General features: G+C 65.7%; 11 protein-coding genes. 6 read left to right on the forward strand and 5 right to left on the reverse strand.

The window, feature by feature from the left end; genetic code table 11:
- The first annotated feature begins 90 nt into the window (after positions 1-90).
- From ACPXYO_RS11825 to ACPXYO_RS11835, 3 genes are all read left to right on the forward strand, one after another.
- Positions 91-1,635 carry an amino acid ABC transporter permease gene (locus ACPXYO_RS11825; RefSeq protein WP_423920618.1) on the forward strand — a complete coding sequence of 515 codons (1,545 nt, stop codon included), beginning with the start codon at positions 91-93 and terminating at the stop codon, positions 1,633-1,635.
- 1 nt (position 1,636) lies between these two features.
- Positions 1,637-3,643, forward strand: a complete 2,007-nt coding sequence (locus tag ACPXYO_RS11830) for an amino acid ABC transporter permease (RefSeq protein WP_423920620.1) — start codon at positions 1,637-1,639, stop codon at positions 3,641-3,643.
- Positions 3,644-3,763: 120 nt separating this feature from the next.
- A complete protein-coding gene (locus tag ACPXYO_RS11835) occupies positions 3,764-4,486 on the forward strand; it encodes an amino acid ABC transporter ATP-binding protein (protein WP_423923825.1) in 723 nt (240 codons plus the stop codon).
- Positions 4,487-4,524: 38 nt separating this feature from the next.
- Here the strand turns inward: ACPXYO_RS11835 and ACPXYO_RS11840 are convergent, their stop codons facing one another.
- Positions 4,525-4,719 (reverse strand): hypothetical protein, encoded by a 195-nt coding sequence (locus ACPXYO_RS11840; protein WP_423920623.1) that lies wholly within the window; start codon positions 4,717-4,719, stop codon positions 4,525-4,527.
- Between the two features lie 395 nt (positions 4,720-5,114).
- On the opposite strand from ACPXYO_RS11840, the gene ACPXYO_RS11845 reads away from it, so the two are divergent.
- Genes ACPXYO_RS11845 through ACPXYO_RS11855 form a run of 3 tightly spaced genes read left to right on the forward strand, consistent with a single transcriptional unit; the run spans position 5,115 to position 8,361 of the window.
- Complete coding sequence (locus ACPXYO_RS11845; protein WP_423920626.1) at positions 5,115-5,837, forward strand: HAD-IA family hydrolase; 723 nt, start codon at positions 5,115-5,117, stop codon at positions 5,835-5,837.
- A 35-nt stretch (positions 5,838-5,872) separates the two neighbouring features.
- The gene (gene ettA, locus ACPXYO_RS11850; protein ID WP_423920629.1) at positions 5,873-7,564 is read left to right on the forward strand and encodes an energy-dependent translational throttle protein EttA; all 1,692 of its coding nucleotides are present in this window, start codon (positions 5,873-5,875) and stop codon (positions 7,562-7,564) included.
- 23 nt (positions 7,565-7,587) lie between these two features.
- Entirely contained in the window at positions 7,588-8,361 is a 774-nt protein-coding gene (locus ACPXYO_RS11855; RefSeq protein ID WP_423920632.1) for an exodeoxyribonuclease III, read from the forward strand.
- A gap of 186 nt (positions 8,362-8,547) precedes the next feature.
- Here the strand turns inward: ACPXYO_RS11855 and ACPXYO_RS11860 are convergent, their stop codons facing one another.
- The 4 genes from ACPXYO_RS11860 to ACPXYO_RS11875 form a co-directional block, all read right to left on the reverse strand.
- The gene (locus ACPXYO_RS11860; protein ID WP_423920635.1) at positions 8,548-8,832 is read right to left on the reverse strand and encodes a hypothetical protein; all 285 of its coding nucleotides are present in this window, start codon (positions 8,830-8,832) and stop codon (positions 8,548-8,550) included.
- The gene (locus ACPXYO_RS11865; RefSeq protein ID WP_423920637.1) at positions 8,825-9,349 is read right to left on the reverse strand and encodes a zeta toxin family protein; all 525 of its coding nucleotides are present in this window, start codon (positions 9,347-9,349) and stop codon (positions 8,825-8,827) included. Before ACPXYO_RS11865 ends, ACPXYO_RS11860 begins: the two co-directional genes overlap by 8 nt.
- A 153-nt stretch (positions 9,350-9,502) precedes the next feature.
- Positions 9,503-10,612 carry a hypothetical protein gene (locus ACPXYO_RS11870; protein WP_423920640.1) on the reverse strand — a complete coding sequence of 370 codons (1,110 nt, stop codon included), beginning with the start codon at positions 10,610-10,612 and terminating at the stop codon, positions 9,503-9,505.
- 147 nt (positions 10,613-10,759) lie between these two features.
- On the reverse strand, positions 10,760-11,776 hold the full coding sequence (locus ACPXYO_RS11875) for a fibronectin type III domain-containing protein (protein ID WP_423920642.1): 1,017 nt from the start codon (positions 11,774-11,776) through the stop codon (positions 10,760-10,762).
- Positions 11,777-12,055: the final 279 nt, after the last annotated feature.

The raw sequence follows: 12,055 nt of genomic DNA on the forward strand, positions 1-12,055 counted from the left end.
CGGATCGGGGGCCGTCGCTTGTATGAGCACAATGAGTAGCAAAGCCCAATAGCCCGATGTGAGAAACACCGTCGCGTAGGGTGACCTGCGGTGAGCGACCCTCGAGCACCAGCCCGTGACGACTCCCTTGCCACGTTGGGGAGCCGTCCGCCGTTCTACCGGGACGCCACCGTCGTGCGCTGGATCGCCCAGGTCGCCACGCTCATCCTGGTCGTGGCGGCGATGTGGTTCCTTGCCACCGAGGCGGGAGACAGCCTGCGCGCCCGTGGCGCGAACATCGACTTCGACTTCATCTCCGACCACATCGGCATCAAGGTCGGCTGGGGCATCGACACCAATCCCGATTCGGGCGGCCGAGCGCTCTGGGTCGGCATGGTGAACACCATCCGCATGGCGGCTGCAGGCATCGCTCTCGCCTCGGTGGTCGGTGTCCTGGTGGGTCTGGCGCGGCTGTCGTCCAACTGGCCGCTTCGCCGTCTGGCGGGCGTGTACGTGGAAACCCTGCGGAACATTCCGTTGCTGGTTCAGATCCTGGTGTACGCCGCGGTTCTGGCGACGCTCCCGAATGTCTCCTTCGGGATAGGGCCGATTCCCGGTTGGGTGCACCTGTCCAACAAGGGCCTGTCGATCCCGCGCGTCTTCGTCGCCGATGGCTTCTACCAGTGGGCCGTCATCTTGGTGATCGGCGCGGTGATCGCCCACTTCGTATTCCGGCGGCTTGCAACCAAGCGGGAGATGACCGGCGCGCAGACTAACGCTGGCGCGTGGGCCACCGGAATCGTTGCTGTGTTCGCCATCGTGGGCTGGTGGGTGCATCCCACCTTTGGCTGGTTGGGGAACATTCTCGGCGGTCTGGCTGACGCGGTCGGAGCCATCCCACAGGGAGCTGTGCAACTCGTCGCGGCCGTCGCTGCGGTAGCGGTGGCGGTGTGGTGGATACGCCGCTTCCTCGCTCAGCACCGCACGCCCGCAGGTCGCACGCGGCTCACCGACGACGACTGGTTCCGCATGATCTTCGCCGTGGCGGCAGCGGCGATTGTCGTGCTCTTCGTGGCGGTGCTGTGGCCCGGATTGTCGAGTTGGGTCGTCAACTCATCGTCTGACGGCCTCGGCGTGCTCGCCGACAAGTTCGGAAATGGCCGCACCGGTCCGCCTATCGATGCAATGAGGCCCGACATCGTGCAGCCGGGCAACTTTCCCAACTACGGACCCGCCGGTCTGAACCTGCCCATCGGTTTCGCCGCCGTCTATTTCGGCGTGGTCTTCTACACGGCAGCGTTTATCGCAGAGATCGTGCGCGGCGGCATCCTGGCAGTGCCCAAGGGCCAGAGCGAAGCCGCACAAGCACTGGGTCTGCGACGCTCGACGGCGTTGCGGCAGGTGATCTTGCCCCAGGCGCTGCGGGTGATCCTGCCCCCGGTGGGCAATCAGTACCTGAACCTCACCAAGAACACATCGCTGGCAATCGCCGTGGGCTACAGCGACCTCGTCCAGATCGGCCAGACCGTCTACAACCAGACCGGCAAGACGCTGCAGGTCATGGCGGTGTGGATGCTGTTCTACCTGGCGTGCTCGCTGACGATCTCCGCGGTCGTCAACTTCTTCAACATCCGGCTGCGGATCGTGGAGCGCTGAGGTGACCGATCCGATGCAGCCCGCTGCCTTGACGGTCACGGCGGCCGAGCCGGTGGGCCCGGCGACGAGCCCGCCTGACCGCCCGAGCCTGCCGCCAGGTCGCTGGATCCGCGAGAACCTCTTCCCCAACGCCCGCAATTCGATGCTCACCGTCTTGGCGGTGCTCCTCGCACTGTTCGCATACCGCGGCCTGTTGAACTTCGTGTTCAGCGAGGAGCGCTCCTGGATTGCCGTGCGCACCAACCTGCGTCTCCTGTTCACCCAGGCCTACCCCGAGCACCAGTACGTGCGCATCTGGGTGGTGGTCGGAACGATCATGGTGCTCGCGGGAGTGAGTGCCGGCATCTGGGCTCGCTGGGGCGGGGTGACCGTAAAGCGATTGATGGGCTGGCTGATGTCAGGGGCCGCCCTCATCGCGACTGGCGTGGTGCTGCGCGAGCCGAGCGTGCTCACCGATGCAGCGGGCGAGGCGCTGCGCGACGGTGCCGGCGAGCGGGTGCGCGAGTCCTTCGCCTCCGCGATGGCGGATCGATGGGTGTGGTGGGTCGTTGCGTTGGTGCTGTTCGGGATCAGTCTGGCCCTGTGGCTGTCACTCGATGATCTGCGCCGTCGCACGACCGAGGTCCCGGTCTCCTGGCTCATCTTCGGCGTGCCGGGGCTGCTGGTGGCGTCCACCTGGGTGGTTCGCTACGGTCACTACGGATTCACCGAAGGCGAGTTCATCGCTGAGCCTGGCCGCATCGTGGCGATGAGCACAAGGCTGCCGTGGACAGTCATGTGGCTGCTGTTGGTGGGCTGTTTTGCCCTTGGACGACTCGCACGCGACCGCGCCATCGCCTTGTCACAGGCGGCCGCGGACGCCGATGATGCCGACGGCGCCGATGAGGACGCCGCATCGGTGCTGCCACGCAGATCCTTGGCGAAGACACGTGCAACGGTCAACTTGTTGTGGCTGCTGAGCCCGTTCTTCCTCTATTGGGTCGTCATGCGCGACCCCGAGATCGACTATGCCCATGTATTCTCGACCATGCTGCCGATGGGGTTGGCCTTCGGGGTAGCGGGCTCGGCTGTGCTGTGGTGGATGACGCGGACCGACGCCGGCGAGTTCGGGCGGTTGGCAGCGATCGGCCTGCTGTTGCTGGCCGCGTTCCAGTGGGTTGCGGCGTTCTTCGGCTGGTACTCGATGCTGCAGGTTGCACGCATCGGTTTCGTTCTGCTGGCGGTCGCAGGGCTGTTGGCGCCCAACTTCACAGGCGTTGCCGCCCAGCGTCGCAGGCTGGTGGGAGCGTGGCTGTTCGTTGTGCTGCTCGTCTTCTACGGCGCGACGGTCATCAACTCGCCGTCGACTGTGGAGACGCCGACGAACATGTTCATCGGGGGATTCAGCGTCACATTGCTTGTCTCGGTGCTGACGATCATGCTGTCGTTCCCGATCGGGGTGCTGCTGGCGCTGGCACGAACCTCCCGCCTGCCGATCTTCCGGGTGCTGTCGACGGTCTATATCGAGGTGATCCGCGGCGTCCCGCTCATCACGTTGCTGCTGTTCTTCTCCGGCGTTGTGCCGCTGTTCCTGCCCGACGGCATGGAGCTAGCGGAACTGGCCGCAGCGATCATCGGTTACACCTTGTTCTCGGCGGCGTACCTGGCCGAGAACGTGCGCGGAGGGCTGCAGTCGATCCGCCGCGGGCAGTACGAGGCGGCCGATGCCGTCGGGCTGACCGCCGTCCAGCGCACCGGATTCATCGTGCTGCCCCAGTCGCTGCGGGTGTCGATCCCGCCGCTGGTAGGACAGGTCATCGCTACGTTCAAGGAGACGTCGCTGCTCGCCATCATCGGGCTGTTCGACTTCCTGCGGATGGCCAACTCGGTGGTCCCGAACCAGTCGCAGTTCCTGGGTGTTAGACGTGAGGGACTGCTGTTCGTCTCGGCTGTCTATTGGGTTGTGGCGTTCGCTATGTCGAAGTACAGCCAACGACTCGAGCAGCGAGTGGGGCTGGGCCAGCGATGAGAATGAGGCACCGGTCGACAGGCCGGCGATAAGGGGGAGTTGACCATGAGTTCGAGCGCACAACCGGCCCACGGCGACGCCACCATTGCTGTGTCCGACGAGCTCGCGGCGCGCGACGACATGATCGTGTGCCGCGACGTCGACAAGTGGTTCGGTGACTTTCAGGCCCTCAGCGGCATTACTGCCACGATCAAGGAGCAGGAAATCGTGGTCGTGCTCGGGCCGTCAGGCTCGGGAAAGAGCACCTGGATCAGGTGCATCAACCGGCTGGAGGCCCATCAGAGCGGCCAGATCATCGTGGACGGCATCGAGCTGACCAATGACCTGCGCAACATCGAGAAGATCCGTTCCGAAGTCGGCATGGTCTTCCAGCAGTTCAACCTGTTTCCGCACCTGACCGTGATGGACAACATCTCACTGGCGCCGATCTGGGTGCGCAAGAAGTCGCGGCCCGAGGCCGAGGAACTGGCGGAGTCGCTGCTCGAACGAGTCGGCATCCCCGAGCAGGCGCAGAAGTTCCCCGGCCAGCTCTCAGGAGGTCAGCAGCAGCGCGTGGCGATCGCCCGGGCGCTGGCGATGGAGCCCCGCGTGATGCTGTTCGACGAGCCCACCTCGGCGCTGGACCCCGAGATGATCAAAGAGGTGCTCGACGTGATGGAAGGGCTGGCACGCTCGGGCATGACCATGATGGTCGTGACTCACGAGATGGGCTTCGCCCGAGAAGTCGCCGACCGCATCATCTTCATGGAGGGCGGCGAGATCGTCGAGGTGGGTACGCCCCACCATTTCTTCACCGATCCGGCCGAAGAACGCACCAGGCTGTTCTTGAGCCAAGTCCTCTAGCCGCGAAGAGCGGGTTCTTCTCTGCTGATGGTGCAGGCTCAGTCGTTGGGCTCGCCGTAGGGGCTGTCTGCCTCCTCGTAGCACGACGGGTGGTAGTGCTCGACACGATCCCAACGGTTCTTCGCGTAAACGTTGCATATGATCTGCTCAGCCCGGATGCGCGCCCGGAACTTGATGAGTTCATCGCACACGGCGCAATAGGCCGAATTGCCCGCATCGACGGTCCGCGACACCGCCCTGCTCTTCCACCGCTTGCGTCTTGGAGCTGGGGCCTGCGTTGGAGTCGATGACGACGTCGTTGTGTCCGTAGCCATGGCGGGACCCTAGCGAACGCTCGCGCGCTCATGGTGGATATTCGCGCGTTTCGCGCGAATATTGGTACGCTACGCGCGATCTCTGCGAAGGACTCGCGCGCTAAGAGGCCGCGCGGATAGGTGACGTCTCGGAAAGTTGCTGTCACGCTGTCTGTGTGCAAATTTGCCGTCTGTGGCGGCATTTCTGCGCAGAGTCCAGGACATCGGGGCTGCCGGGCACTGCCGCCTATCCGCCAAGGCTCTAAGCGCGAAACCTCGACCGCCGGCTGGCAGAGGTGCCCGGCGGCGAACAGGCCCAGATAGCGTGCCGGGCCGTGTCCGACCGCCGATCCAGCACCGTCGACACTGCCGAAGTGGCTGCGAAAACCGCTGCAGGCGGCCAGTTCGCGCCAGCAGTTGTCGATGCGGTGCTCTTCGACTTCGGCGGTGTCATCACTGAGAGCCCCTTCGGGTCGTTCAACCGCTACGAGGACCGCATTGGCGTACCTCGCGACACCATCCGGCAGATCAACGCCACCAATCCCGACACCAACGCGTGGGCACGGCTGGAGCGCAGCGAGGTGAACGTCGACGAGTTCGCTGGCCTGTTCGAGGCGGAGGCTGCCGACCGGGGATACGAGGTGTCGGGCTCACAGGTGCTGGCGTGCCTCAGCGGCGGACTGCGACCGCAGATGGTGCGCGCACTGGAGATCTTGGTGGAGCGTCTGCCGGTCGGCTGCATCACCAACAACGTGCGGACCGGCCATGGTGCCGGGATGGCCCGGGATGCCGCCGCGGCAGCCGCAGTAGCGGACGTGATGAAGCTCTTCGGGGTGGTGATCGAATCGTCGGTTGTCGGACTTCGCAAGCCCGATCCGCGCATCTACGAGCTGGCGTGCTCCGAGCTGGGCATCGACCCGGTCCGCACGGCCTACCTGGACGACCTGGGCATCAATTGCAAGCCGGCCGCCGCGATGGGCATGAAGGCGATCAAGGTGACCGATCCTGACGCTGCTCTGCGCGAACTCGAGGCGCTCGTGGGTTTCGACCTGCGGTGATGCCTCCGGTGTCGACGCGCTGATTGGCTGCTGGCGTGGCTGCCGAGTTCATCTACACGCTGCGCGCCCTCGGGCGCTACTACCCGCCCGACCGCGAAGTGCTGCGCGACGTGACGCTGGCGTTTCTGCCTGGGGCGAAAATCGGCGTGATCGGGCACAACGGCTCGGGTAAGTCGTCGCTGCTGCGGATCATGGCCGGACTCGACGACGGCTACAGCGGTGAGGCCCGCCTGGCCTCGGGAGCCACGGTGGGACTACTGCCGCAGGAGCCGGAGCTGGACCCCACGCTCGACGTCGAGGGCAATGTGATGACCGGCGTTGCCCAAACAGCCGAGCTGTTGACCGCCTACGAGGAAGTGATGGCCGGCTGGGCCGTGCCCGACGCCGACTTCGATGCGCTCGGAACCCGTCAGGCGGAGCTGGAGGATCGGATCGCGGCTGCCAATGCCTGGGACTTGGACCGGCAGGTCGCCATCGCCATGGAATCGCTGCGCCTGCCGCCGTCCGATGCCGACGTGTCGACGCTGTCGGGAGGGGAGCGGCGCCGCGTGGCGCTGTGCCGGCTGCTGCTGTCGCATCCGGATCTACTGCTGCTCGACGAGCCGACCAACCATCTCGATGCCGAGTCGGTGGCATGGCTGGAGCGCTTCCTCGCCGATTACTCCGGCACCGTCGTGGCCATCACCCACGATCGCTACTTCCTCGACAACGTCGCGGGCTGGATCCTCGAGATCGATCACGGTCGCACGATGCCGTTCGAGGGCAACTACAGCGCCTGGCTTGAGCAGAAGTCGGCTCGGCTGGCTGCCGAGCAACGCGAGGCCGATGCCCGGGCCCGCACGCTGGCGAGCGAGCTGGAGTGGGTGCGCATGTCGCCCCGGGCACGCCAGGCCAAGAGCAAGGCGCGCATCAGCGCGTACGAGGATCTGCTGGCTGCGCACCAGACCGCTGCCGATCGGCAGCGTCGGTCCGATCTGCAGATCACCATTCCCATGTCGAAGCGCCTCGGCTCGTTGGTCATCGAAGCAGACGGTCTGGCCAAGGCGTTCGGCGACAAGCTGCTGTTCGACGACCTCACCTTCAGCCTGCCGCCCGGCGGCATCGTGGGCGTCATCGGAGCGAACGGTGCCGGCAAGACGACGCTGTTCCGGATGCTGGTCGGCGACGAGTCGCCCGACGCCGGCGCCATCACGGTCGGCGAGACGGTGGACATCGCCTATGTGGACCAGTCGCGGGCACGGCTCGACGACAGTCGCACCGTGTACGAAGAAATCACCGACGGGCACGACACGCTGCGCATCGACGGCGTAGGGGGCGCTCGGGAGGTCAACGGCCGGGCGTTCGTGGCATCGTTCAACTTCACCGGCGCCGATCAGCAGAAGCGCGTCGGCGAGCTGGCGGGCGGCGAGCGCAACCGGGTGCACCTGGCTCGGACGCTGACGTCGGGCTGCAACGTGCTGCTGCTCGACGAGCCCACCAACGACCTCGACGTGGACACGCTGCGGTCGCTGGAAGCCGCCCTCGAGTCGTTCGGAGGCTGCGCGGTGGTCATCAGCCACGACCGTTGGTTCCTCGACCGGATTGCCACCCATGTGCTGGCCTTTGAGGGCAACAGCGTCGTGCGCTGGTTCGAAGGCAACTTTTCTGAGTACGAGACGTTCCGCAAGCGTGAACTCGGCGCAGATGCGGGACCGCACCGGATCACCTACAGGCCGCTCGCCCGCTGAGGCGGGCCGTTAGCGTCGGACCGGTGCGAATTGCGACCTGGAACGTCAACAGCCTGAATGCCCGGCTGGAACGGGTCGACGAATGGCTGGACTACGCCGAGCCCGACGTGCTGCTGCTGCAGGAAACCAAGATGTCCGACGAGCAGTTCCCGCACCTGCATTTCGAGGCGCAGGGCTACGCCTCGGTCCACCATGGCGAGGGGCGCTGGAACGGCGTGGCGATCCTGTCAACCGTCAGGATCGAAGACCCGATTGCGGGCTTTGCCGACGGCCGAGAGCCCGACCCCGACGCCCGGATCATCTCGGCCCGCTGCGGCGGTGTGACGGTCAGCTCGGTGTATGTACCCAACGGCCGGGCCGTCGACCACGATCACTACCACTACAAGCTCGATTGGCTCGGGCGCTTGCGGGCACACCTCGAGGCAACCTGCGATCCGGCGGCACCGGTGCTGGTGGGGGGCGATTTCAATGTGTGCCCCGACGACCGCGACGTGTGGGACCCGGACAACCCCGAGCCGCGCACCCACGTCACCGAGCGCGAGCGGGCAGCGATCCGCGACGTGTGCGACTGGGGGCTGCGTGACATCTTCCGCGAGCACTACGACGATGCGGGCCTGTTCAGCTGGTGGGACTACCGCGACGGTGCCTTCTACAAGCGCCATGGCCTGCGCATCGACCTGCTGCTCGGCACCGAGCCGGTGGTGGCGGCCGCCGAGTTCTGCTTGATCGACCGCAATGCGCGCAAGGGCACCAAGCCCTCAGATCACACCCCGGTGTTCGTCGATCTCGCCCCGTAGCGGTCGCATCGGACGGGCCTCGCCCGGCCGCATGGGGCTTGCTGTGCGCTGTCCCGTGTTGTCGTCTTCTGCCTGAGAAGCGAGCGGCCGTCCACGAGAGCTTGCAGAAGCTGCGCAGCAGAGTCGACACCACTGCGGTCGGCGAGCCGAGGAGGTGTGCGGGTGACCAGATATCGCCGGATTCGGCTACTTGTCGGCGGAGGTAGCGAGGATTTGCTCGTCCTCGAAGGGAGGCGGGACCAGGTCTTCGTACATGGCTGGGTCGGGTTTGTAGATGCCGAACTGCCCGTCGCGGCTGTACGCAACACCCGTGCCCGTCTGGTGGGCAACCAGGTGGGCTTGTTTCGCGGCCTGAACCAGCGATCTGGCGACGCTCGCCACGAATTCGTCCCCGGAGAACTGGGGCGCCCCGTTGGCACTCGGACCGTCTTTGCGGCGGTCAGCGGCGTTGGCGCTGGCGACATCAGGCAAGAGTGCTGCTCCGTTCGATCATCTGCGGGCGGTTCCCTTGGTTGTCAAAGAGTAGCCACTCGTCCACCACAGGAGCGTACTCGCGACGGAAGTTGGCGAGACCCGCGCGGTATCGCCTGCGAATGACATCGGCTGGCACGTCGTGGCCTCCGAGGGCGACTCGCTGAAGAACCCTCGCGACGGCGTGCTCGGCGGACGGCAAGGAGAGAAACAGCAGTGTGACGCGATAACCGTCTTGACGCCAACGGCGTATCCGTCGGAGATGGCCCCTGCCCGAAAGGGTCGTTTCGAATGCGAAGCTCTGGCCGCTGCTGGCGAGCCGGTCGAGCTCGGCGAGCATCAGGCGGCCAGCCCGAATGCCAGCGCGGGCGGGTTCACCTGGGCAGAGTCCCACGGCGATGAGATCGGCATTCACGTAGGTCAATTCACCGGTCGCAAGACCCGGATAGCTGGCCGCGAACGTGCTCTTACCAGCGCCGTTGGGTCCGGCGACAATCAGAATCTCCTTGCGGCTCACGACGGCTCACCGTAGCCACGGCACTGCGCTGGTCCGGTGCGAGTTCTTCTGCGGTGCCCGGTGAGGCAGTCGGCTTCTCTCACGAAATGCTGCGGCATGTCATGGATCCCGGGTTCCCACGAGCATCCCCGACCCACGGTGTCAGTTGTGGGGTTATGGGTCGGTGGTGAAGGTGACTGTGCCGACGAGGTGTGCGGGTGACCAGATGCCGCCGGGGTAGAAGCCGCCGTCCCAGGTGGGGATGAAGTTCTCAGCCTTGACGCCGGCGCCCTGACCGCCGATGAACTTCTCTTCGGACACGAGCCGGAACAGTGCTTCGGCGCTGTAGTCGGTGCCGGGAGTCAGGTCCCCAACGGTGACGTACGCGTCGTCGGTGTGGGTGCAGTTGCTGGCGGGGCTGAGGTAGCGGGCTTGAGCGGCTTGGTAGCCGTAGGGGGCCCCCTCGTCGCTGACGACCACCATCACCGGGTCGATGGAGAGCCCGTCATAGGCGTTGTCGCTCTGCGCGTCGATCACGGTGTGGGAGATCCACCCGGCATAGTCGGAATCAGAATCGGAGAGCGTGCCCACGGTCACTGTCTTGGTGATCTTTCCGTTGACCGCGTCAGACGGGCTGAAAGACAGGATCACATCCGAGCTGCCGTTGATGCGTATGCGATTGTCAACGTTGGGGCGCAGCCTCATCTTCACGATCGTCGCGGGAACGTCTTCGAGCGTCACGGTGTAGGTCGCCGTGGCACCCGGAGCCAACTCGACGAACGTCGTGCTCACGGTCACTTTGTCGGTCGTGTCGGTCGTGTCGGGGTTGCCGATGCAGGTGTTGTGTCCCCAGCCTGTGGTGCCGATGCTGACGTGCAGGAGCCGGTTCTCGGGGCTGCTGCGCGGCGGGGACAGGGCGATGTGGTGCTTCGCGTGGTTGCCGAGCTGGTTGCCGTTGGCGTCGGTGCCGGTCATGTTGACCCGGATGGTGGCGCCGGTGCGCCAGGTGTCGGTGACCGTCACGAGGCCGTCGGCGGGGAGTTGGCGTTCCGAATCGGTGGACACAGCTTTGGTGGGGTTGCTGCGGTCGGTGCCGCGCACCGCGATCACCCGGTAGGAGAACTGCGTGAGCGGCGCGAACTCCTTGTACTGGGTGCCCGATCTGACCTGGAACGTGGTCACGTCGTCGCTGGTGTCGGCCCATTGGGTGGTGCCGGTGATGATGGCGATGTCAGCGAAGGGCAGCGCGCGGTCGCTCTGGGTGACGAGGCGCCGTTGGGTCACGTAGCCGGTGACCGTGGTTGTGTCGGTTGTGGACGGGTCCCAGTCGAGGTTGATGGCCAGGGCAGTGCCGTCTGCGACGTCTTGTTTGGTGGGGATCGAGATGGTGAGGTTCTGCGGGGAGCGCGCGTCGGGTCGCGCAGCGTCGCGCTAGCGGTGGATGAACGCGCCCTCGGACAGGCGGCTGCCGAAGTCGCGGTCAGGATCGAGGCTGTTGACGGACCCGTACAGGGCGCGTACCTGGTAGTTGTGCGAGCGCGGGCCGACCACAGCGTCGCGGCTCCGGTCGGTGTACGCCGCATGCCTGCCAATGTCGATCGAGTAGGGCTGGCTGTCCGAGAGCAGCTCCACCGTGCCGCCGCCGCGGTGCACGTGCCCGAACGAGGTGCGGTAGATCTCGAAGCCCGTCAGGTTGCGCCTGTCGGTGCAGGTGTACTCGTAGTAGGCGCCGGTCTCTGTCACTTCCCAGGTGTTGTGGCCGCTGGGGTGGGTGACCTTTTTCAAGGTGCGGGTGCCGGGCACCCGCTCGATGTCGTAGCTGGCGCAGGCATCTTGCTGCGACGGCCATCGCCAGCTGATGACGATGCCGTCATCGGTCAGCTTCGCGGTGACATCGCGGGGCTGGAAGTGCTCGTAAGTGAAGTCTGCGATCACATCAGCCGTCTGCGGATCTGGGTCAGCGAAACCGAGCGCGTTCGGGTAGCTGGAGGGCAGGCCGGGCAGTGCGGAGCGGTCCTGGAATCCCCCGGTGCCGGTGTCGGGATCACAGCCGGTCTGTGGGTCCCCCGGCACGTAGCCGGCGGCGAGGTCGATGCGTGAGTAGTTGCCCCAGCGGCTGAGCTGGTCGCCGCGGCGCGCTTTGACCCGATAGGTGTAGGCGGTGCCGGGCTGGTCCGCGCAGCGATCCACGAACGAGACGTCGGCGGTGGCGGTGTCTGCGGCGATCACATGGAACGTGCCGACTGCGTCCACCCCGGGGCGGCGTCGCAGGATCTGATAGCCGGTGACCGACCCGGCGTCGTCAACCGGTGCGTTCCAGCTCAGCGTGACCGTCCCGTCCACCAGCGACGCGGACAGCCCCTTGGGATGCAAAGAGCTAGACGACGCTCCCACGGCAGGCGACAGCACTGCTGCTGCGAGCGCCATCGCCGCCAGCGCTGCGGGCACCGACCATCTGCGCCTGCGGGGCCTCATTCCGCGGGGGGGGAGGGGGGTCTGAGACAGGCGGGCGTCAAACATCACGGACAAACTCCAAGACGGCCTTGGGACCCTGAACAGGCTCGAAGCGGCTCATGACCGCACAGCGCCGGGGACCCGAACTGATTGCTGACTGCGGAACCCTACACGAACTGTCCAGTATAATTCAATTACATATGAGTGCAACGCATATATCGACCATTTCGCCAGCACACCCGCGCACGCAGACAGGCCGGTTCGCTGAGCGCC

It is taken from the genome of Candidatus Poriferisodalis sp. (genome assembly GCF_965237655.1).
GTDB lineage: Bacteria > Actinomycetota > Acidimicrobiia > Acidimicrobiales > Poriferisodalaceae > Poriferisodalis.

Bases quoted from the DNA above. Each gene is read 5' to 3' on its own strand.
- ACPXYO_RS11835 (WP_423923825.1), top strand. From the start codon at position 3,764: ATGATCGTGTGCCGCGACGTCGACAAGTGGTTCGGTGACTTTCAGGCC.